Annotated in this window: 22 protein-coding genes and 1 pseudogene; 14 read left to right on the forward strand and 9 right to left on the reverse strand. The window is 63.6% G+C overall.

Translation table 11 applies throughout. The features are described 5' to 3' along the window. Window positions 1–61 precede the first annotated feature (61 nt). Window positions 62–724 carry a GntR family transcriptional regulator gene (locus L0976_RS21990; protein WP_234189286.1) on the forward strand — a complete coding sequence of 221 codons (663 nt, stop codon included), beginning with the start codon at window positions 62–64 and terminating at the stop codon, window positions 722–724. A 26-nt stretch (window positions 725–750) separates the two neighbouring features. On the opposite strand, the gene L0976_RS21995 is transcribed toward L0976_RS21990, so the two are convergent. The 6 genes from L0976_RS21995 to pxpA all read right to left on the reverse strand — a co-directional run bounded on the left by L0976_RS21995 (window position 751) and on the right by pxpA (window position 7,157). Next, window positions 751–1,599: an ABC transporter permease gene (locus L0976_RS21995; protein ID WP_234189287.1), complete on the reverse strand. Its 849-nt coding sequence runs from the start codon at window positions 1,597–1,599 to the stop codon at window positions 751–753. A 4-nt stretch (window positions 1,600–1,603) separates the two neighbouring features. Continuing rightward, window positions 1,604–2,542, reverse strand: coding sequence for an ABC transporter permease (locus L0976_RS22000; protein WP_203318145.1), 939 nt, complete (start codon window positions 2,540–2,542; stop codon window positions 1,604–1,606). Between the two features lie 76 nt (window positions 2,543–2,618). Beyond that, the gene (locus tag L0976_RS22005; RefSeq protein ID WP_234189288.1) at window positions 2,619–3,818 is read right to left on the reverse strand and encodes an extracellular solute-binding protein; all 1,200 of its coding nucleotides are present in this window, start codon (window positions 3,816–3,818) and stop codon (window positions 2,619–2,621) included. A 34-nt stretch (window positions 3,819–3,852) separates the two neighbouring features. Beyond that, window positions 3,853–4,935, reverse strand: coding sequence for an ABC transporter ATP-binding protein (locus L0976_RS22010; protein WP_234189289.1), 1,083 nt, complete (start codon window positions 4,933–4,935; stop codon window positions 3,853–3,855). Between the two features lie 34 nt (window positions 4,936–4,969). Then, on the reverse strand, window positions 4,970–6,418 hold the full coding sequence (locus L0976_RS22015) for a hypothetical protein (protein WP_234189290.1): 1,449 nt from the start codon (window positions 6,416–6,418) through the stop codon (window positions 4,970–4,972). Between the two features lie 4 nt (window positions 6,419–6,422). Continuing rightward, window positions 6,423–7,157 (reverse strand): 5-oxoprolinase subunit PxpA, encoded by a 735-nt coding sequence (gene pxpA, locus L0976_RS22020; RefSeq protein ID WP_234189291.1) that lies wholly within the window; start codon window positions 7,155–7,157, stop codon window positions 6,423–6,425. Between the two features lie 399 nt (window positions 7,158–7,556). Between pxpA and L0976_RS22025 the strand changes: the two genes are divergently transcribed. After that, window positions 7,557–8,066, forward strand: a complete 510-nt coding sequence (locus tag L0976_RS22025) for a hypothetical protein (protein WP_234189292.1) — start codon at window positions 7,557–7,559, stop codon at window positions 8,064–8,066. A 24-nt stretch (window positions 8,067–8,090) separates the two neighbouring features. On the opposite strand, the gene L0976_RS28660 is transcribed toward L0976_RS22025, so the two are convergent. After that, a complete protein-coding gene (locus L0976_RS28660; RefSeq protein WP_255696132.1) occupies window positions 8,091–8,324 on the reverse strand; it encodes a tautomerase family protein in 234 nt (77 codons plus the stop codon). 310 nt (window positions 8,325–8,634) lie between these two features. On the opposite strand from L0976_RS28660, the gene L0976_RS22035 reads away from it, so the two are divergent. From L0976_RS22035 to L0976_RS22045, 3 genes are all read left to right on the forward strand, one after another. Beyond that, entirely contained in the window at window positions 8,635–9,240 is a 606-nt protein-coding gene (locus tag L0976_RS22035; protein WP_234189293.1) for a nucleoside deaminase, read from the forward strand. Between the two features lie 198 nt (window positions 9,241–9,438). Continuing rightward, entirely contained in the window at window positions 9,439–9,783 is a 345-nt protein-coding gene (locus tag L0976_RS22040; RefSeq protein ID WP_203318137.1) for a hypothetical protein, read from the forward strand. A 69-nt stretch (window positions 9,784–9,852) separates the two neighbouring features. Then, a complete protein-coding gene (locus tag L0976_RS22045) occupies window positions 9,853–10,599 on the forward strand; it encodes a class I SAM-dependent methyltransferase (protein ID WP_234189294.1) in 747 nt (248 codons plus the stop codon). A gap of 2 nt (window positions 10,600–10,601) precedes the next feature. Here the strand turns inward: L0976_RS22045 and L0976_RS22050 are convergent, their stop codons facing one another. Then, window positions 10,602–11,306, reverse strand: coding sequence for an SDR family oxidoreductase (locus tag L0976_RS22050; protein WP_203318135.1), 705 nt, complete (start codon window positions 11,304–11,306; stop codon window positions 10,602–10,604). Window positions 11,307–11,732: 426 nt separating this feature from the next. Here L0976_RS22050 and L0976_RS22055 point away from each other — a divergent pair. The 5 genes and pseudogenes from L0976_RS22055 to L0976_RS22075 form a co-directional block, all read left to right on the forward strand. After that, window positions 11,733–12,017 (forward strand): annotated as a pseudogene (locus L0976_RS22055) (DUF1778 domain-containing protein); the annotation flags it as partial. Further along, window positions 12,014–12,541 carry a GNAT family N-acetyltransferase gene (locus tag L0976_RS22060; protein WP_234189296.1) on the forward strand — a complete coding sequence of 176 codons (528 nt, stop codon included), beginning with the start codon at window positions 12,014–12,016 and terminating at the stop codon, window positions 12,539–12,541. The pseudogene L0976_RS22055 and the gene L0976_RS22060, both read left to right, overlap by 4 nt. A 319-nt stretch (window positions 12,542–12,860) precedes the next feature. Next, window positions 12,861–13,985 carry an ABC-three component system protein gene (locus L0976_RS22065; RefSeq protein WP_234189297.1) on the forward strand — a complete coding sequence of 375 codons (1,125 nt, stop codon included), beginning with the start codon at window positions 12,861–12,863 and terminating at the stop codon, window positions 13,983–13,985. Beyond that, on the forward strand, window positions 13,982–14,482 hold the full coding sequence (locus L0976_RS22070; RefSeq protein WP_370643771.1) for an ABC-three component system middle component 2: 501 nt from the start codon (window positions 13,982–13,984) through the stop codon (window positions 14,480–14,482). The genes L0976_RS22065 and L0976_RS22070 overlap by 4 nt, the downstream gene beginning before the upstream one ends. A gap of 1 nt (window position 14,483) precedes the next feature. Continuing rightward, a complete protein-coding gene (locus tag L0976_RS22075; RefSeq protein WP_234189299.1) occupies window positions 14,484–16,328 on the forward strand; it encodes a hypothetical protein in 1,845 nt (614 codons plus the stop codon). A gap of 252 nt (window positions 16,329–16,580) precedes the next feature. On the opposite strand, the gene L0976_RS22080 is transcribed toward L0976_RS22075, so the two are convergent. Next, the gene (locus L0976_RS22080; RefSeq protein WP_234189300.1) at window positions 16,581–17,213 is read right to left on the reverse strand and encodes a tyrosine-type recombinase/integrase; all 633 of its coding nucleotides are present in this window, start codon (window positions 17,211–17,213) and stop codon (window positions 16,581–16,583) included. Window positions 17,214–17,516: 303 nt separating this feature from the next. Here L0976_RS22080 and L0976_RS22085 point away from each other — a divergent pair, with 303 nt between their 5' ends. The 4 genes from L0976_RS22085 to L0976_RS22100 are packed head-to-tail and all read left to right on the forward strand — an operon-like array spanning window position 17,517 to window position 21,599. Continuing rightward, window positions 17,517–18,404: a hypothetical protein gene (locus L0976_RS22085; RefSeq protein ID WP_234189301.1), complete on the forward strand. Its 888-nt coding sequence runs from the start codon at window positions 17,517–17,519 to the stop codon at window positions 18,402–18,404. Further along, window positions 18,341–19,360 carry an ABC-three component system protein gene (locus L0976_RS22090; protein ID WP_234189302.1) on the forward strand — a complete coding sequence of 340 codons (1,020 nt, stop codon included), beginning with the start codon at window positions 18,341–18,343 and terminating at the stop codon, window positions 19,358–19,360. Before L0976_RS22085 ends, L0976_RS22090 begins: the two co-directional genes overlap by 64 nt. After that, window positions 19,357–19,806, forward strand: a complete 450-nt coding sequence (locus tag L0976_RS22095; protein ID WP_234189303.1) for a hypothetical protein — start codon at window positions 19,357–19,359, stop codon at window positions 19,804–19,806. The genes L0976_RS22090 and L0976_RS22095 overlap by 4 nt, the downstream gene beginning before the upstream one ends. 17 nt (window positions 19,807–19,823) lie before the next feature. Beyond that, window positions 19,824–21,599: a hypothetical protein gene (locus tag L0976_RS22100; protein WP_234189304.1), complete on the forward strand. Its 1,776-nt coding sequence runs from the start codon at window positions 19,824–19,826 to the stop codon at window positions 21,597–21,599. Window positions 21,600–21,651: the final 52 nt, after the last annotated feature.

Raw genomic sequence — 21,651 nt, forward strand, 5'->3', positions numbered from 1 at the left:
CGCTCGTGTATTGACGAAAAGACGAGCAACATGCGCCGCAACTGCCGGGGGAATGGGCAAAATGACCAAAATCGAGCGGGAACCGCTGAGTGACAGGGCTTACGGCGAAATCCTCAAGGGCATGTCCGACGGGACCTTCGCGCCGATGCAGCCCATGGTCATCCGCAACCTTGCCGACAGTTTCGGGATTTCCGCAACGCCGATCCGCGAGGCGTTGCAGCGGCTGGTCGCCGAGCGGCTGCTCGTCCAGTTGCCCAACCGCCAGATCGTCGTTCCGCAGATGACGGTCGAGCGCTTCAACCATCTCCTGCCGATGCGCGTGGCGCTGGAGGGCATGGCCGCCGAGCTGGCGACGCCCCTCTTCACCGACGAGGATTTCGTCCGGATGGAAGCGCTGATCGGCCGGATCGCCGAGACCACGCTGACCTTCGATGCCCGCGCCTACCTGAAGCTGAACCGGGAGTTCCATTTCAGCATCTACGAGAAGTCGGGCAATCCCGAGCTTCTTCTCGTCATCCAGGGGCTCTGGCTGAAGGTCGGCCCGGTCTTCAACGGCCTGTTCGACGCCGACCATTACCGCGAGCATGCCAATGACGAGCACCGCAACATCCTGGCGGCGATGAAGCACCGGGACGCCGTCGCGGCGCGCGAGGCGATGGCCGACGACCTGAAGCTGGCCGCCAAGGCATTGCTGCCGCGCCTCCTGCGCACGCCGGCGGACTGAGCCGTCGGCGGCCTTGCACCGCGCCATCATGCCCATGACCGGCCCACCCGCGCAAAGAGCAGCCAGAACACGCCGCACAGCAGCGGCAGGGTGATGAGCAGCACCAGCGAGGCCAGCGAGAAGATGATCGGCACCTGGCTCTGCTGGGCCGCCGCCTGGACCCAGCTCCAGACCGGCATGGTCTCGGCGGTTCCGCGCAGGAAGATCGACCGCATGACCTCGTTGAACGACATCAGGAAGCCGAACAGCGCCGCGCTGACGATGCCGGGCATCAGGATCGGGAACTCGATGTCCCAGAAGACGCGCCAGTTGCTGGCGCCGAGATCCTTGCCGGCCTCGACCAGCCGGTGATCGAAGCGGATCGTCACCACCAGCACGATCAGCAGCGCGAAGGGAAACGCCCAGACGAAATGGCCGAGCGCGACCGACCAGAAGCCGAGCTTCAGGTTGAGGACGGCCCTTGCGAAGATGAACAGGGCCGCCCCCATCGACATGCCCGGCACGAAGAGCGGGATGACGAACATGAAGAGCACGCGGCCGGGGCTGTTCAGCGTCGGCAGGGCCCGGCCGATGATCGTCGCGGCGATGGCGCAGATCAGCCCGACGGCAACGCCGATGCCGAGGCTTGCCAGCATGGGCTTGTGCCAGGCGCTGCTGGAAAAGAGCGCGCGATAATGCTCCAGCGAGAACGCGCCGGGAATGCCGCCGAGCGGGTTCTGGCTGATCGACAGCAGGATCAGCCACAGCAGCGGGAAATAGATGAGCGCCAGCATGGCGAACCCGCTCCATTTGCCGAGGCGCTTCCAGATCGGCGCATAGCTGGGCTCGAGCTTCGAGGCGATCGGGCGCAGCTTCAGGGGGTGTTGGCTTGTCATGGTCTCACCCCTTCAGGACGCTTACGGAGGAGGACGGATCACCGAAGCGGCGCGCGATCAGGTACATGGCCGCCAGCAGCAGGAGCAGCAGCAGGATCACGAAGGCCGACAGGGCCGCGACGACGGGATAGCGCAGGGCCGAATAGGCGCTCTCGATCGAATTGGATATGAGGTTGACGAAGCCGCCGCCCAGCATGCCCGGCTCGACCCATGCGGCGAGCGCGGGACCGAGGCAGAACACCACGCCGGCCATGATGCCCGGCAGCGAAAGCGGGATGATGACGCGGGTCAGCGTCTGCCAGGGCGATGCGCCGAGGTCGTTGCTGGCTTCGAGCAGGGTATCGTCGATCAGGTTGATCGCGAGGTAGATCGGCATCACCATCGGCGGGAAGAGGCTGACGATCATGCCGAAATGCACGGCGACTTCCGAATAGAGCAGCCATTCCACCGGCGTATCGACGATGCCCGCGCCGAGCAGCATGGTGTTGATCAGCCCTGACTGGCCGAGGATGGCGCGCCAGACGATGGTGCGCGAGGACATGTCGAGGAAGAAGGGGATCGTCAGCATGGCGAGGCAGACGGCCCGGCCCGTGGCGGAGCGGCAGCCCTTGGCGAGCCACAGCGCGAAGGGAAACGCCATCAGCAGTTCGATCACCGTCACCGTCAGGGCGATGCGCAGGGTGCGCAGCGTCACCTCCCAGCGGCCGGAGGAGAACAGTCCGATCCAGGTGTCGAGCGTCGGCTCGTAGACCGTGCGGAACTGCACGGTGGAAAAGAAGCTGAACGCGAAAAGCACGACGATCGGCACGATGACCAGGACGAACCAGGTCACGAGGATGGCCGTCACGGCCAGGTTCATGTCGGCGAGCCTTCCGGCGAACGCGCGCAGGAAGCCTTGGCGGCCGGCCGTCGTCGTTTCCGAGGCGCCTGCAAACTGTTGCATCTCACTCATCCAAAGAAGTTCCGGATCGTTGACGGCTCCGGGCCCATGTCGGTGCGGGCCCGGAGCCTGTCTTCGCTCAGGCGTTGAGGAAGCGCTGCCATTCCTCTTCCATCGCGCCGGCATTGTCCGGCGTGGTGGTCGAGACATACGGCTTGGAGAACTTCTTGTTCACCTTGGCTTCCGTCGCCTTCAGCGCGGCGATTTCGTCCGCGCTCCAGCCGTTCTTCTCGGCATATTCGACGCCGAGATCCATGTTGGGGCCGGCATAGCCGCGGTCACGCGCCTGAAGCGCGCGGTATTCGCCGCCGAGGAAGTAGTTCAGCACCTTGTAGATCGCGGTGAGATTGTCGCGGTCCGCGGCCTGCGCGGCGATGTAGGCGCCGTGGCCCCACTTGAAGTAGCCTTCCTTGGTGTAGGCATAGCGCGTGGCGTCCGGCCCCAGCTTGAGATTGGCTTCCCGCACCGCCGGCTCCCAGCAGTTGATGACGTCCACTTCCTTGTTGGTGAGAAGCTGGATCTGCTCCTCGAAGGCGCCGTAGAGCGTGCGGAACTGACCGGCCTTCTTGCGCTCGATCAGGAAGTCCGCCACGACCTTGGCTTCCTCCGGCTTGAGGTCCGCGATGTCGGCGAAGGTCGCCACGCCCTTCGACTGGAGATAGAGCGCGGCCACGCCCATCGAATAGGTATAGGCATTGCCGTAGGCGACGCGGCCGCGGGTCTTCTCGTCGTCGAACATCAGCGACCAGGAGAGCTCGTCCTCGCTGTCGGGCGCCATGCCGAGCTTTTCCGGGAAGTAGCCGAAGCTGTCGGCATTGCCGATAACGGGCACGCCCCATTGCTTGCCCTCGCGGTCCTGCACGACGGGCGAGCGCTTCCAGTCGTCGGACGTGCGCTCCCATAGCGTCAGTTCGGGATTGGCCTCGTCGAGCGGGGCGTAGAAGCCCTGCGGCCCGAGAATGTCCTCCGTGCCGGATTCGAAGACGAACATGTCGACGCTGTCGCCCATGTTCGCGCCCATGACGTCGCGCATGAAGACGCCGACGTCATTGCTGGAGCCGCTGAGCTCGGCGCGCACGCCGATGGATTTCTCCATCGGGGTCCAGTCCTTCAGGGCGGCCGTCGGGACGCCGTAAATCTTCACGGACGCCACGTCCTGCGCGCCCGCCATGCCGGGTAGGCCGCCGACCGCGGCGGCGCCGGCCAGCGCCGTCATGCCCGCCAGCATCTGGCGGCGGCTGAGCTGGAACTGGCTGTATGTCGAAAATCTGTCTGTCATCGTAGATCCCCTTTTGGTTTTCCTGGCTTGCATTTCACTGCGCGGCGAAGATCACGGCATCCGTCGTGTTCCAGCCAACCCGTTGTATTTCCTCGGCCTCGCCTGCCCCGCCATGCCAGCTCCGCAGGCGCAGCGGCCCCGCGCCCGTGGCGACGGTGACGTCGGTGTACTTGCCGCGGTAGATGCGGCTGGTGATCGTCGCCTCGACGCTGTCGGGCGTGACGGTCGAAACCGGCGAGATGCGCTCGGCACGCAGCGCGATGGCGACGGTATCGCCGACCTTCGGGCCGGTCGCCGTGACCACGCCGCGGATGCGCAGCCCGCCGGGGAACTCGACCGTGCCGAGGGTCCCTTCCCGCGCCACCAGCGTCGCTTCCAGAATGTTCTCGTAGCCCATGAAACCCGCGGCGAAGCGGCTTTCCGGCCGGTCGAAGAGATCGAGCGGGCTGCCGCTCTGGACGATCTGGCCAAACCGCATCAGGACGACGCGGTCGCTCATCGTCAGGGCTTCCTCCTGGCTGTGGGTGATGTAGATGAAGGTCATGCCCAGGCTGCGCTGGAGCTCCATCAGCTCGATCTGCATGTCCTGGCGCAAGCGCTCGTCCAGGGCTCCCAGCGGTTCGTCCAGCAGCAGCACGGCCGGCTGCGTGACCACGGCGCGGGCCAATGCCACGCGCTGGCGCTCGCCGCCGGACAACTGCCCGATCCGCCGGTCCGCCTTGCCTTCGAGCTGCACCATCGCCAGCGCCCGCCGCGCCTCCTTCAGCGCATCGGCCGCATTCACCTTGCGGATCTTCAGGCCGTAGGCGACGTTTTCCACGACGTTCATGTGCGGGAAGAGCGCATAGCTCTGGAACACGGTGGTGCAGTTGCGCTTGGCCGCCGGAAGGCGGGCGACGTCCTGGCCGCCGATCCGCAGCCTCTTTACCGATGTCGGCATCTCGAGGCCCGAGATCACCCGCAGCATCGTGGTCTTGCCGGATCCGCTGGAGCCGAGGATCGTCAGGAACTCCCCCTTGGCGGCGGAGACGGAGACATGCGAAAGCGCTCTCACCGGGCCGTAGCAGTGGACGAGATCCTCGATCTCAAGCATCGGATCCACGACGTCGCTGTTCATGTGCTCTGGTCTCACTCTTGTCCGATATTCAGGTTCAATGGCGCAGGACCGCCCCGCCGATCCCGGCAAGGCGCACCGCAAGCGAAAGCGCAACGTCCAGCACGTCGCGGGAAAGCCGCGCCGGATCCGCGACGGAGGCAGGCATGGCACCGCGCGCCTGCGAGGGTGTTTCCGAGGCGTTGCGGCGAAGGCACCGGCCCGGCGCCCGCAGGGCCGCGTCGACCATGGCGGCAGCGGCACGCCCGGCGGCATCGTGCGCGGCGACGCTCCTCAGGCGGTCGGCGATGTTCTCCAGCCCGCGCCCGCCGCCGGCGATGACGCCTTCCGTACGTGCGGCGCGGAGCGCAACGAGGGCGCGGCGCGCGCTTTCCATCTGCACGGCGGATTCGAACCCGCGGGCGACAGCCAGTTCCACCCAGCGTCCGGCGAGGCGCGCACGGCGGCGCTCGGCATGTTCGCGATCGAGCGGCAGGTAGCGTTTCGCCCGGATCTCGGCCTCGGCCAGCGCGATGCGCATGGCGATGCGCTCCGGCGCACCCTCAGCGCCGGCCAGATGGACCCGCCCGCGCTCGAAGCGGAATTTCGCCGCCCTGCCCAGCATGGCGGGCTTCAGCGCCTCGATGGAGGTGCCGGCCTGGGCGCAGATCATCGTCGCGCCGCTCGCCGCCGCGAGGTCTTCCAGGATTTCGACGGCGCGCGGCCCGGCGTCGCCCGGAACGAGCCCCGCGGTCTTGACGACGCCGGCCTTGCGGTTCCGTTCAAGCAGTTGCAGCGCCGCGCCCTCGATGCCGCGCGCCACGACGAGCAGCGCCTTGCCGCGCTCGGCAAATCCCTCGATAACGGGAACGAGCGTCCTGAAATCCGTCAGCATCTCGTTGGCGACGATGACATGGACATCGTCCATCGCCGCCAGTTCGCCCGCCCCGACATGGCGCGCCTCGAAGCTGAAACCGTCGACCCCGGTCACGGCGCTTTCCAGCGCTTCCGTAACCTCGACCAGCCCGCCCGGCCCGGCCGCGGCGTCCGCTTCGAGAATGAGGCCGGCGAGCGTGGCATCGACCCCGGCGGCAGCGACGAGCCCGGCGCCGGTGTCGCAACCGCGGGTCTCTTCCGCGAAGGCCGTGTCCAGCTTCGGCCGCAGCAAGGCGAGCGCCTCGACGAGGCGATCCGTCTCAATCGCCGCCTCGCCGGCCCGGCGCCCTTCGGCAAGGGCCGCGCCGGCCATCACGGCCAGTCGGGCGGTTCCATCGCCGAACTGCCGCTCGGCATCGACAAGCGCTTCCTTCAGCAGGCGCCCGGCGAAATGATCCGAACAGATCCGGCGGGCGATCTCGCTGCCGGTGCGCGCAGCCTGCACGCGGCCGCCGTTGCAATAGATGACATGACGGCCCTCGGGGCCGATCGACGCGGCGATCGCCCGCAAGGCCGGGGCGATGGCCTCGACGATGTCCTCCTGCAACGGTTGTCCGGCCAGCGTGCGCATCGCCCTAATCCCTGGAAAGCTTGCCGCTGCGGTTCAACTCGTCGAAGACCGCCCGGGCGACCTCGATGGCATTCGGCGTGTCGGAGTGGACGCAGATCGATTCGGCCACCACCTGCACATCCTTGCCGTTGACCGATCGGGTCAGGCCGGTATCGATGGCGCGGCGCACTTTCTCCGCGACTTCCTGCGCCGAGATCGGCGGGTGCTCGCGGGAGATGATCTGCCGCCCGTCGTCGCCGTAGTCGATGTCGACATAGAATTCGCAGCTGAACGGGATGCCGCGCCGGGTGAAGACCTCGGACATGCAGCAATCGGAAAAGGCGATGACCGGCACGCCGAACACCTCGGCCGCATCCGCGATCCCCTCGGCGACTTCAGGCTCGTTCTGCGCCATGCCGAACAGGGAACCGTGCGGCTTGATGTGGGAGAGCTTCACGCCCTCGGCCCGCAGGAAACCTTCCAGCGCGCCCGTCTGGTAGATGGTGAGCGCCGAGACCTCCTCGCGGGTCATGCGCATCGGCCGGCGCCCGAAGCCTTCCCGGTCCGGCAGGCCCGGATGCGAGCCGACCTTGATCCCCGCCTTCCTGGCCAGGCGCACGGTCTTCGCCATGACGACCGGGTCGGACGCGTGGAAACCGCAGGCGATGTTGGCATGGGTCACAAAGGGCATGCAGGCCTCGTCGTCACCGAACCGGTAAATGCCGAAAGCCTCTCCCATGTCACAGTTGATCGTGACCATTCGCGTCCCCTTTTCGTCTTGATATATAATATATCATGATCCTTTCGCCGCAAAGTCAATAGGGTCGGCGGCATAAAGCGCATCGGGATCGAAGATAGAACCGGAGGGGTCACGGGCGGGGCAGGCCACGGCCTGATCACCGCGCGCACCGCCCCGCGTCGCCAAGCAAGCGGCGCGGTCGGGCCGGCGGGGCCTTGAGGATGTTCATCCCGGCCGCCGGCACGGCCCGTCACCGTCACCATGCGCCGGGACGGCCGCCCGACCCGGACGGAGTGACGACACGAACGGTTTCTTTCGAATCGGCGCGTGGAACGGCACGCCCGAATTTGACGCGCGGCGGAACCGCGCGGGGCGTCCTGCGGTTAGGCCTGCAACGCTGCACGTTTCGGGAGAAGAACCATGAACCCTATCGTTCCGGCCATGATGGCCTGCTGTGTCCCGCTCCTGTTCTCCATGCCGGCAAATGCCGGGGAAGAGCAGTTTCTGGGGAGCCTGAAGGGTGAATATGCCGGCAAGGGCGAGGTGCGGCTGCGCACCAACAAGGCGCCCATCGGCGTCAGTTGCCGGTTCACCTCCGCCACCACCGGAAGCTCATTGTCGCTGAAGGGGCGGTGCCGCGGCCTGGTCGTCGTGTCGCGGGCGGTCGGCGTCGACCTGAAGATCTCGGGCGGCACCTACCGCGGATCCTATATCGGGGCCGGCTCCGGGCCGGCATCGCTGTCCGGCCGGCGCAAGGGCGAGACGCTGAACCTTGCCATCGGCTGGGCAAAGGCGGTCAACGGCGACCGGCGCGCCAATCTTTCCCTTGCCAAGGCCGGGAAGAACGGCCTGACGCTCACGACGACGGACCGCGATCCCGCTTCCGGCAAGATGGTGACGACGAGCCGGATCACGCTCCAGCGGCAGTAGCCGCCGGCGTTTGCGGCGACGACCTCAATCCTCGGGCCCGTAGCCCGGCATCCGGTACATTGTGCCGGAGCGCTGCCGGATGTCCGGGACATAGACGCTGGCCATCCAGTCCTCGTCCCTGACGTCCTCGATCGCGACCGACACGAGATCTTCGCCGCAGCCGAGCGACGCCGTGACGGCGCTGGCGAGCGCATCGGCGAGCGCCCTCTTCTGCTCTTCCGTTCGGCCCTCGACCATCTTGATTATCACATGCGGCATCGTCGCCTCCTCGCCTGCATCGCCCTTTCGAGGCTGTTGACAGGCTTTCCGGAAAAATTGCAAGGTCGCCGGTAGCCAAGGCGCAAGCCTTGCACGCAATGTCCCGCTCGACGCATGTCGATGACGATCCGGAGTTCGCACCTCTCGGAACAGAGTCCCCCGCGAAGCCGGCCGACGGCCGGTTCAACGATGGAACCGTGGACATGATACCCGATCCCCTGCTTCGCGATGCAACCCCTACCGCCGGCGTTATGCCTGACGGCACGACGCGCATCGACGCTGTTCCCATGACACCAAGAGGAGACGCCTGATGGCGGAAGAGACCGAAACCGGGCGCCTGCTCGATGCCCTGTTCGACACGATGGAGGCCGGCATCATCCCGGTAACGGAGGCCGGGGTCGCGGCCGGCAACAAGATCTTCGGCGCCGCGCTGCTGCGCAAGTCGGACTTCGCCGCGGTGCTCGTCGAGACCAACAACGAGACGGAAAACCCGCTGTGGCATGGCGAAATCCACGCCCTGAAGCGCTTCTACGAGATGGAGGCGGCCGGACGGCCGGAAACGAAGGATCTCATCTTCCTGTCGACGCATGAGCCGTGCTCCATGTGCCTTTCGGCGATCACCTGGGCCGGGTTCGACACTTTCTTCTACTTCTTCAGCCACGAGGATTCCCGGGATGCGTTCTCCATTCCGCACGACCTGAAGATCCTGAAGGAGGTGTTCACGCTGGAGCCGGGCGGCTACAACCGGACCAACGCCTTCTGGACGGGCCGGTCGATCCGCGATCTCGTCGACCTCCTTCCCGAGCCGCAGCGCGCATCGTTCGAGGCGCGGGCCGAAGCGATCCGGCAGAAATACGACGCCCTGTCGGCCGCCTACCAGGCGTGCAAGGCGGACAATGCCATCCCCCTCGCCTAGCCAGCCTCCTGCCTGACATCGACGGCCTGCCGCGCCGACTGTTGCAAATCCGCACGTATCGCCGCGCTTCGCGCGGGACGGCCGCGAAGTTGGCGCAGGGGCGATTCCCCTTTGGCGCGCGCTGCGCTATGGCGAAATCAAGGCACCGGTCCCGAGTCGCCGCAGAACGGCCGCACCAAGTCCAAGGAAATGGCACAAATGAACTCCCGCATTGCAATCCTGGCAGGCGTGGCGCTTGCCCTCACCGCATGCACCACGGTCAGCGTTCCCACCAATCCGCTGCAGGCGCGCTGGAACGGCAAGACCGCCGGCAGCTTCTTCGCGGCCTATGGCCCGCCGCTTTCCGACACGGCCGGCGCGGGCGGCACGACGCTCTACAAGTGGCGCGGCGGCTTTGCCAAGGGCAGGTCCTGCTCGGTGGAACTCACCGTCAACGACGCCTACAGGATCACCAATATCCGCGCCGTCGGCGACCGCGTCGATCCGAAGGGCGGCCCGACGCATTGCGAAAAGGTCCTCGACGCCGCCGGCGACGGGAAATGATCACCGGCTGAGGCCGATCGTTCGGGGCCGCGCGGAAACGCGCGGCCTTTTTGTTGGGAGGAAGAGAAGATGGACGCGGACCGCCTTTACCACGACCCGGCGCTTGCCGATTTCTACGACCTGGAAAACGGCTGGGAGCGTTCGCCGGATTTCACCTTCTGCCGGGCGCTGGCGGAGGGGGCGGCCAGCATGCTCGACCTCGGCTGCGGCACGGGGGAGCTCGCCATCGCGGTTTCCGGCGGACGGACGGTCGTCGCGGTCGATCCGGCGCCGGCCATGCTGGGTATCGCCCGGGCGAAGGCCGGGGCGGGCGGCGTAGAGTTCGTCGAAGGCGATGCGCGCACGCTGCGGCTCGGCCGCCGCTTCGACCTCGTGGTCCTGACCGGCCATGCCTTCCAGGTCTTCCTCACGCAGGAGGATCGCCGTGCGGCGCTCGCCACCATCGCGGCGCATCTTGCGCCCGGCGGCCGCTTCATCTTCGACAGCCGCAACCCCGCCTGCCGGGAATGGGAGGAATGGGGGCCGGAGGAATCGATGCGGCTTCTCGACCATCCGCGCTTCGGCACGGTCTCCGCGTGGAACGACGTTGCCCTCGACGCCGGAACCGGCATCGTCACCTACGGCACGCATTACGAAATCCGCGCCACCGGCGAGCGCCTCTCCGCCGCCTCGCGCATCGCCTTTCCGGAAAAGGCCGAACTGGAGGCGCTGATCGCCGAAGCCGGCCTTCGCGTCGAGCGCTGGCTCGGCGACTGGGAGGGCCATGCGTGGCAGGAGGGTGCGAAGGAGATCATTCCCCTCGGCACCCTCGCCTGACGTCAGACGGAGCGCGTCAGGCCGCCGTCGACGCGGATGTTCTGGCCGGTGATGTAGCCGGCGCCCTCGGAGGCGAGGAAGGCGACGGTCGCGGCGATCTCCTCCATGGTGCCGTAGCGCTTCATGGGCACGCTCTCGCGCCGCTCCTCGGTGCCCGGCAGGCTGTCGATCCAGCCCGGCAGGACATTGTTGATGCGGACGTTCTCGGCCGCGTAGGTATCGGCGAAGATCTTGGTGTAGGCGGCAAGCCCGGCGCGGAAGACCGCCGAGGTGGGGAACATCGAGGACGGCTCGAAGGCCCAGGCGGTGGAGATGTTGACGATCGAGCCGGCCTTCTGCTCGCGCATGACGGGCGTCACCAGCCGCACGGGACGGATGACGTTCATCAGGTAGGTGTCCATGCCCTTGTGCCAGTCCTCGTCGCTGATGGCGGTGATCTCGGCGCGCGGCCCGTGGCCGGCGCTGTTGACCAGCACGTCGATGCGCCCGAAGGTCGAGACGGCGAGATCGACGAGCCCCTTCAGGTCCTCGTTCGACTGGTTGGACCCGGTCACGCCGACGCCGCCCAGTTCCTTCGCCAGCGCCTCGCCCTTGCCCGAGGAGGACAGGATCGCGACCTTGAAGCCATCAGCCGCAAGCCGCCGCGCGGACGCCGCCCCCATGCCGCTGCCGCCCGCGGTGATTACGGCTACCTTGTTCGCGCTCATGCTCGATCTCCCGTCTTTCGTTGAAAGACGGTGATAGCACCGAACGTTCCACAAGAAGAAGAGGCGGCGAGCCTTCGATACCCGACTTTCGCAAGCGCGGCCTGAAAGCCGTGGCTGGGGCGCCAGGATTCCCAGCCAGAGAATCCAACCCATTTCAAGCCGTTGAGAAGGTTACTAAATCCTTATCACCTAATATTCCTGTACGACAGTCTTGTACTACAATCCGATACGACAGTCCGGCGGAATCTTGCGGCCGGCATGCGGAGGCCTTGGGGCGTTGACCGGAAAGGCTTAATAGGAAGCCCTCCCCTGCTGGACCATTCGTGACAGCGGCGACCAAAGGATCGCGTACGCCATCAAGATGCACAGGCTTGAAAATCAGGCTAAGATTACGTACATCTTGAACAAGTACACTTCACAAGGGAGACGGAGATGCCCCAAGCTGCCGTGGATGACAACAAGCGCATGAACCTACGTGTCTCGCCGGAAACGAAGGCCAAGCTCGTGCGCGCGGCCGCGTTGCGCAACACCGACCTGACCAACTTCGTGACCCAGACCGCCTTGCGGGAGGCCGAAGCCGTGATCGAGGCCGCCGAGGTCGTTCGGCTCTCGTCGCGCGATCATGCGCGCGTGCTTGAGCTGCTGGAAAATCCGCCCAAGCCCAACGCAAAGCTGCGGGCGGCAATCGCGGCGTTGCCCGACACCCTATGACACTGCCCGCCTGGAGAGAGGAAGCCATCGCGAAGTCGCACGATCGTCAGTCCTTCGACTGCGGCGATCCCGCGATGAACGATTTCCTCCGGCGCTACGCGCGCCAAAGCCACGAACAGAATGCCTCGAAGACGTTCTGCGCGATCGACGTTGCCACGCCCAATCGCGTGCTCGGCTTCTACACCGTCGCTCCCTCCGCCATAGCCCATGAGGTCGTGCCGGCGTCGATGACGAAAGGATTGGCCCAGCACGAGGTTTCCGGTTTCAAGCTGGCACGCATCGCAACCGACGTGACGGTAGCGGGCCAAGGTTTGGGCGGCCAACTCCTCGCGGCCGTTGCGTTGCGCTGCCTACGGATCGCTACCGAGGCCGGCGGCGTGCTGCTGATCATCGACGCCAAGGGCGCGCGGGCAGCGCAATGGTATGCCGGCTACGGGGCCGAGCCGCTTGAGAACCGCCCACTCACGCTGGTCATGCCGCTCGCAACCTTCGCCGCCGACCTCAAGGCCAAAGGTCTTCTCTGACGAAAGCAACCATTTGACTGCGATCGGTATTCACGAGGTTGTCGTGGTGTATAATTTCACAAGTACCTGAAAATCACGAAGGCAGTTAAGCGATCACATTGAATGACTAATATGGGGCCGACAGCAGACTGTCTGGGTTTGGTGACGGTAGAACCGAAAACAGCCGTTCGCCCTTGCGCTGGCTCTTGATAGCTAGGGCGTCATGAAGCCTGAGGTAGCATGACAGGTGCATCGCCTTAGATTCTTTCGAGCATCTGGATTATTGCTGCAACGATGGGTATTTGATTGCGCCAAGCATCCGTGAGGAGACGTTTCGAGGGTGAGCAAGTCGACAAGCAAATCAACATTGACAGCTTTGCCCACGCCTTCGCCTTGGCCCGGGGCTAACGCTCGCTTGCTCGGCGTCGGCGCCGGATTGCCCGTGTCGAAGTTGGATCGATTGGCTGCGTTCGACGACAAAGAATTTGAGCGTCTCGTGCTTGAGTGGGGCAATGACTACCTCAAGACCAAGATGCCGGGTGTATTCGAAGTACAACTCCGAGGCGGTGCGGGGGACAAGGGTCGCGATGTCGTGGTCTGGTTCGATCCCCCTGGTTCGCCTAGGCGCCGGTGGCATCTATATCAGTGCAAGCACTACGCCACCGCACTGGGCACGGGGACGGCCTTCGAAGAGATCGGCAAGGTCCTGTACTACACCCATATCGGGAACTACACGTCCCCGGAAGAATACTGGTTCGTCACCCATAAGGGAGTGACCTCACCGCTTCAGGACCTGCTCGACGATCCCTCCGCGATGCGGGCCGAAATCTTGAAAAACTGGGCCACCCACTGCCGGACCAAAATCACCTCGACGACTGCCATCGAGCTGACGGCCGACCTGAGAGCCCATATCGAGTCTTTCGACTTCGGCATCTTTCGAGCCAAGCAGCCGCTCGACCTGATCGCCGAGCACGAGAAGACCCGCTATCACCTCACGGTTTTCGGCGCTCCCTTGATACTTCGAGCGCCGGCGAAGGCTCCGCCGTCCACCGTCGCCCCACAGGAAACTGGCTATGTCGCTCAGATGCTGGACGCCATCGGCCGCAAGCTCGGCGTGAAAGTGACGGACACGGCCTCGTTCGCGCACGATCCCTATCTCAAGCGCCTATTTGATCGCTCACGCCTCACGTTCTATTCCGCTGAGGGCCTCAAGGAACTCGCCCGTGACCAAATGGCCGACATGGCATACTTCGACACGCTGCTAGATGAATTCTGCGATGGCCTCTATCATCATTACACCGATCCTGACCGCCTTGGTCTCGATCGCATCGTCGACACGGTCAAGGCGTCTCAGGCGCTACAGTTGAGCGCTCACGTCCTGACGCCGCATGTCGTGCCCAATGATCGGGAAGGCATGTGTCATCAGATGGCAAATGAAAAACGTGTCGATTGGTGCGCGCGATGATCGACCGCCCCTCCCACCCTCGGCCTTTCAACACACCGCTCGAGTGCGGCCTGCGAATCCTTTTCATGCTGGATGCACAGCACGATCGGCCAGCCGACTTGCAGCGCCTCGTTTCATACGACTATCTGCTTGTCCATTCCGGCGACGTGCCGGGAGGACCATCCAGCCTCCATCCGGCCGTCCCTTTTCGTGGAGGCGAATTGTTGGTCAAGCGCGATCTGATCAATGCAGGTCTTAACCAGATGCACTCGCGAGAACTTCTGAAAAAATCCTTCGACACGTCCGGCATACTCTACCGCGCCACACAGCTTACAAGCGCTTTCCTGGCCTTGCTGCGCACAGCTTACGCAGCAGCATTACGCGAACGCGCCGAATGGGTTGCCAACAACTTCGGCGACTTCGCGGATTCTGAGCTCGACGCTTTCATGTCGCAGAACATTGGGCGTTGGGGTGGGGAATTCGACCGTCTCACTGCGCTCAGGGAGCTTGAGCTCTAACATGCTTCAGATCCGCAAAATCCTGCTTCGCGGCAAGGGCGTTCTCGATGCCGAGATCGACTTCACGACTGGGGGCAATATCGTCGCTGGTGATTCAGATACCGGTAAGAGCTATCTTTTGCGCTGCCTAGACTACATCTTCGGCGCCGATGAGATGACGAAGCGCATTCCGGAAGCTGAACCCTATTCCACGCTGTTCGTGCAATTCGAGAGCGGCTCCGGTGAAATCCTGACAATCGAGCGCCATCTGTCGGGCGGAGAGTTGGCCGCCCACTACTGCTCGATCGAGGACATCAAGGAAAAGGGCACGGTTCTTAGCGCGAAGCGGTCCGGCAAAAGTCGGGCATTTGACGTCACCGAGGCGATCCTCACCTTCGCCGGCATTCCGGAAGCCGTGTTGCGCAAGAACGATCGCGGCAGCGTCCAGCGCCTCACGCTGCGGCTCCTCATGTCGGTCGTGCTGGTGGATGAGATCAGCATTATCGATGAGGTCTCGCCTGTTCTCGGCAAGGCAGCCTTTGACGAAACTGCTCGCAAGCGCATGTTCGCCTACATGCTCACCGGCAAGGATGACGACGGCATAATCGAGGCCGAGAAGGTGGAGATCACTAGAGCGCGTCTGACGGCTCAGATCGGCGTCATAAGCAATCTTCTGGAGCCGATAGAAAAACGTTTGAGCCAGCAGCCGGCGTCCGACGAGAACACCATCGATAAGGTCGAAACGGCAATCGCCCGTTTGTCTGCTTCGTTGGCTGAAGCCTCTGGAGAACGTGCTGAACTACAGGCAGAACGACTGGAGGCGACACAAACGCTCCAGCGCGCGCAGTCGCAGATCGTTGCCGCTGATGAACTGCTCACGCGCTACCGCCTGCTCGACGCTCGATATGGCTCCGACCTCGATAGGCTCGATTTCGTGAGCGAGGGAGCTCACTTCTTCGAAGGCCTGCAAGCGGTCACCTGTCCGTTGTGCGAACAGCCGATGACCGACGAGCATGCTCATGCGGCGCTGTCGATCTCGGGTGTCATGGAGTCGGCTCGCGCCGAGGCCGCCAAGATACTGGGGCAGAAAAAGGACCTCGCTGCCGCGATCCAGACCTTGGAAGCCATCAAAGGGAAGCACGAGAAAGAGGGTGCCTCGGCGAGCGTCACGCTTGAGCGGACAGACAGAAGGATCGCAGAGGTTATCGCGCCAGCTGTGAGGGAGACTACCGCGCGTTTAGAAACGTTGGTAGCACGTCGCATAGAATTGGAGGGACGCCGCTCAGACGAGGAGCAAGCGCAGACGTTGCGAACGTTGCGATCGGATCTCGAGGGCGCCGGCGGCAGCAAAACGCCGAAACGCGAATGGGAGTCCCTGCCGTCCACCGCGCTTCGCGATCTGTGCATCCAGATCGAAGCAGTCCTCAAGGAATGGCAATGGAAAGGTGAAGGCCGCGTCGAATTCGACAAGGATGCCTTCGATATCGTGGTCGACGGTCAGGCTCGCCAGTCGCATGGCAAAGGGGTGCGAGCCGTTCTTCATTCTGCCTTCGTCATTGGTTTGCTGCGACATTGCAAGAAGGGCGGTCGGCCTCACCTGGGCATGGTCATCATCGACTCCCCGTTGACCAGCTATAAGAAGAACATCCCCGGCAGGGCTGCCAGCACCTCTAAGGATGGGCCAGTCGACGAGGGCATCGAAGCGGCATTCTGGAAATCCCTGACTTCGGTTGATCCAGCTTTGCAGATCATTATCGTCGAGAACAAGGAACCACCGAAAACGGTCGCGGGTGCGGTGAAATATCACTGGTTTGCTGGAGAGTTTGCCCAGCCGGGCGACCGCAGGGCATTTATTCCCGACCGGTGACGAGCGTGCTGCATTTTCGTAGCCAGAGATGTTGCATTGAAGGCTGGAACCGCAACCACAGCGGATTCTGAGCTCATTGAATCTGGCGTGCCACTCCTTTCTTGGCTGATTTCCGCCGCCAAGAGTTTCCGCTGTTAGGCTTTGGACGATCCGGTTTGAATGTCGGGCAAGCGGGCGATAATCGCTTCCTCGAATGGACGATGCCGCTCGATTATGCACGAACGGCATCGCCCGATGCGACGCTACAAATTCTTAAATCTCCGTGTGCTCGGCGAGTTCAAGAGCATCCTCAACATCAACACCCAGATACCTGACCGTGTTCTCGATCTTGGTATGACCGAGCAAAATCTGGATCGCACGAAGATTTCCGGTGGCCTTGTAGATCATCGCAGCCTTCGTGCGTCGAAGAGAGTGCGTGCCGTAATCTTCACAACGCAACCCAATCGCAGTGACCCACTCATCAACCAGCCTAGCATATTGGCGGGTGCTGAGATGATCAGCATGATCGACTCGGCTCGGAAATGCGAAGTCATCTATGGTGCCACCTCTTCGTTGAAGCCAAGTGAGCAAACTTGCCCTGACCTCCGCCGTAATCTCGAATTGTACAGGACGTCCGGTTTTCTGCTGTATGACCATTGCTCGTGTTCGGATCTCCTGGCCCGTGACGAGAGTTCCGATCTTGATCTTAACGAGATCGCAGCCTCGTAGCTTGCTATCGATCGCGAGATCGAACAGCGCTCGGTCTCGCATGCGCCCCTCCCTATCGAGAAAGAAACGAATTGCCCAAATTTGCCGCTGTTTGAGCGGTTTCTTTACGCCGACTTTCCGACCGGCGTTCCACGCGGGGCGCTCCAGTGCAACAGGATCATATTGTGCGATACCCATTTGAGTTCTCCTTCGGCCACCATTGGCCGGTGGAAGAACGCGCAAATTCAAGGTTCAGGGCGCGGGCCATCGTCTTGCCGTTAAGCATAAGTGGAACGCCGCCGCTCGGCGACCGATCCAACTGCAAGGGTTCTATGTTGGAAGCCTGCTACCTGAAAGCTGATGATCAAGCAGCCAGACGCTGATCGGTAGGCGAGTCTGTAGTTGTTGCCGATCATGAGAACTCGGCCTTAAATTTCGCATGACGCGCATTTTCTGACACGTTAAGGTAGTTATCAAGAAGAAGTGAGTGAAGCCTGCAACGTGCCCGACGTTACCTTCCATTATTCTGAACGCGTCACACGGGTAGAAGTCGCCGCTTCCCTGCTGGCGGCTACCCGTCTTGGCATATGCCTGTTGCAGTTGCCGCCGTCTGTCCCTGCGGTCGATGGCGATCACTCCCGGCCGCTGGCAATCAGCACGGTGCGCGATCTGCTGATTGGTGGACCGGATCATGCGGTGCTGGCGTTGCAGCGCATGATCCCCGGTGCGGATCCGGTGTTGGTTGTCGCACCCGAATATGCATTTGGCTCGACGGATTGGACTGAGATCGACGCACTGGTTCGTGCAGCGACCCGCCCGATCATCCTTGTGGCCGGTTTCGGCGCGACAATAGGTCAGTCGGTACTTGACTGGCAGGCAGCAGGCGCCGGTGAAGCCACGCAACGGCACCTTGGCTGGCGCGAAGCCGACGGCGCGATCAGCGATATCCAGCGGGTCAATGGCGGATGGTGCTGGCTTCATACGCCAGGCGAAACCACGCACTGCATTGCCTATCTCAAGAATGTGCTGGAGCAGTCGGTCGAAGCGGTGAACTTGCCCGATCTTCAGGAAGGCCGCGCCATTATCCATCTTGCATTCGGCGACGTCGATATCTTTCCTCTGATCTGCGCTGACCTGCTGCAACCGGCGGCACAGAATGCAGGCTCGCCGCAAGCGCGGATTCTGCACGCGCTTGGCACGACCGCCGCTGATCGACCTGCACTGGTGGTGGGATCGCTGCTGCAGAGCGGATACAACGTCAACTGGGTCGCCGCGGTGAACTCACTGCTCAACACTGTGCTTGCCGGACGGCCGGGGCAGTCGCTTTGTGCAACATCGCTGCGGATGCGCCGAAGGCCGATGAAGCCCATGACAAATGGCGCAGTTTGAGCGGCCTTTACGTTCCTTTCGATGCGCTACCCAAGGGCCAGGACAATCTGCCGGCAGTACGTGCACTCAATGACATGGGTATCGCAGGCGGCGTGGTCCGGGTCACAGAGGCTTGCGCGACCGCCGGGTACGTTACGTGGGGACCGTTCACGCCGGTTAAGGGCAAGTTCGCCTGGCGCGGCAATATGAGTTGCCCGATCGGCAATGCCGGGCTTGCCGCACTTACTGGTCCAGCGCCGTCGCCTGCGGCGGGCGAGATCACGCGTTTCCTGCGCCGTTATCCGCCGGTCGCCACAGCAGCGCCTCGCCTTCAGATCGGGCTTAACCTTGTTGTAGAGCAGTTGCGTGCAGCGGTAGCGCCCACGCCGGCGGCGCTGCTCAACTCAACGTTGAGTGGAGTTGATCCCGCACAGCCACAGGATCCTGACAGGCTCCACGTCGCGGAGACGAGCGCCGCGTTCAGAGCGGGCATCCACGCCGTGGCCACACTCAAGTCGATTGACGGAATCTCTTGGCAGGCGAACCCCAAGCTGACGGGCCAACTGCGGCTGGCGAATGCGAAGCATCTGCTGGTATGGCGGTCGCCCGACAAGTCGCGATTAGCGATGCGGCGCGACCTTGCCGCGTGGCGCATACTGCCCGGCGGCGAACATCCGGATCTAATCGTGCTGGGCGCTGGACCGAATGGAGATCTGGTTGAGGGCGAGATTCCGCAGGACCGCCGTGACGATATTAGCACCGCGCCTTCGTCGGGTGCCGAACTGGCCGTAGGTGGATCGCTCGCCGCGCGAGAAGACGACTTCACCGCGGCAAGAAGCCTGCGGCGGGTTGCCGGCCTCGGTCTCGCAAACGTAGCGGATGTATATGCCGATTTCGAAGAGGACGCCGATGCCGGGCGCGTTGCGACGTTGCTTGGACAGATAGATGCATGCTTTGCCGAGGATGGTGCAGAATGACGGAAGTACAGCCTGCCGCCGGCAGTCTCCACCTTGCGGTGGCGCAGGTCGACGAACTTTGCGCGAAGGTAGGGCTGCAGCAGGCTGGGTTGCCTGTCGTGGCGGGCGAGCACGCGGTCCCGGCAGGGACAACATTGTGGACCTCTAGCTATGCCCGACTTGTCCTTTGGCCGTGCGGTGCGAGCGATGCCGCGGGCGTTATTGCCGCTGCCCGCGAGGGCCAGGGCTGGTTCGACGAGATGCTCGTGCGCGGCGAGGCGCAGTCGCGTGGCCCGATCGACGGGTATCTTGTGCTTGCGTTACCGGCCGCACCGGCAGCGGATGCCAGTGAGGATGTTCGGCGCCTCGAACTATCTTCGCAGGTTTGCCGCAAGCACCTTATCTGGCCGGCGGGCGAAGCTGATACTGAAGAAACTGCGGGCACGTGGCTACGAGTGATCGCCTAGCGCGGCGGAGTGCCGCGATGCTTTCGATCATGCACCGCGCGTCGGTGTTTGATCCTGTCCCCGTGACGCTTGGCGCTCTGCGCGCCGGTCTGCCCGAGACAGGGTGGCCCACCGATGCGCGCGCCGAGCGCCGCGCACAGTTGACTGAACTTTCTGCGGGATTGGAACAGGCCGAACGAGAGGTCGAACGGTTGCGTCTGCTCGACGTCGAGCGCGAGGCTGCCAGCGCCGCCACCGTCTCCGAGGCAGCGCTCGCTGGTTTGAGGGCCGAGGCTGCCGATGCGGAACGCCGGGCGGCGGCTGCGAACCAACAGCGCGACGCCGCGGCTGGGCCCTTGTCCAGGCTTCAATCGGCGGCACGCGAAGTGCTCGCGCGTGACCATGGCCATTCGGCAAGCAGTTGTCCAGTATGCGCGCACGACTGGTTGACAGCCGACGCGCTGCGCGCTGCGATCACAGCGGCACTTGCGACTATCCCCGAGCTTGCAAGCCAAGCCGAAGCGGTGGCGCAGGCCGCTATAGCATCGGCCCGAATAGCGACCGAGAAGCTAAAGAACGCACACACAGCAAATGCGCGGCTCGCCGCGCTGGATCGCGAGCGGGCAACGCTTGCGGATGCCGCGGAACGCCGTGCATTTTCGCTGCAGAATGCGGGGCTGCCGGCGTCGGTTTCTACTGGCGAGTTGGGTCTGCAGCGTGTGCGCCTCGACATTGCCGACGCGCTTGCCGCCCTTGACGAAGAGATTGCGCTCGTTCGTACCATGCTCCCCGCGGACGCGGCGCAGTTGGTCCTGGACCAAGCACCGCTATCAGAGCTAGTCGAACGCGTCTCCGCTCAGATCGGCGCACGCGATCACGTATTGCAGCTTCAATTGGCGGGACTGGCCCGCAACAGCGAGGATGCCGCAACGCGGCGGGATCGGCTGCGCGCGGAATATGCCGGAATCCAGCAAAGCTTGCGGGACTGCCGCGAGCAGCTAGCGGCGAAGGGAAGCGAGTTGGGTGAACTCCAGGCCTTGTGGGACATCGCCGCACCGGAGCAGCCGTGGAGCGAGGCGGCGTTTTTACAGCTCAAGACAAAGTTGACGGATGAGCAGGACAAGCTCGCCCGGGCCGACGCGCATATCCAAGGTGCGCGAGCGGCCTGGACAGCTGAAGCGCGCCGTTTGCAGTTGGTCGAGCTTCGTGCCACCATTAAACCCGCGCAGGAACAGCATGCGCGGATGACCGCGCGTATTGCCGCTGCAACGCGCGCACAGGCGTTGTTCCAGGATACCTATACCACGATCAGCAAGCGGCAGGTCCAGGATCTTGCCAAGGTCGTGAACCCGCTGTTCGCGCGCATGCACGCCAACCGGGTCTATGATCGCATCAATCTCGGCGAGGACAGCGAGTTCCTTCATTGGTTAGCCCATGCCGGCGACGCGCAGCTCGACCCGGGCAAAGACTTCAGCCAAGGACAGCGACAGGACCTGGCTCTCGCACTTTTCCTGGCGCGTGCGCGGAGCCTCGGCGGAACATTCTTCCTCGATGAGCCGGTGGCGCACCTAGATGATCTCAACCGGGTCGGCCTGCTCGACATTCTACGCACCATGGTGCTCGAAGAAAGCCGATCGGTGAACATGGTCATCACCACTTCCAGCCGAGCCTTGGCGCGTCATCTTATCGAGAAATTCGCCAACATCGACCTGGTCGAAACCCCCGAAGGGCGAGTGCGCCCACTCAGTGTCATCGAACTTGATGGAAACAGCCGAAGTGGGGTTCAGCTAAGCAATATTTATCCCCTCGTTTAGCTGCCACCGCAGCCAACTTGAGCGCCCTTCCTAAATGCTGGGAAGCGGTAAC

Source organism: Shinella sp. NM-101 (genome assembly GCF_021401195.1).
GTDB lineage: Bacteria > Pseudomonadota > Alphaproteobacteria > Rhizobiales > Rhizobiaceae > Shinella.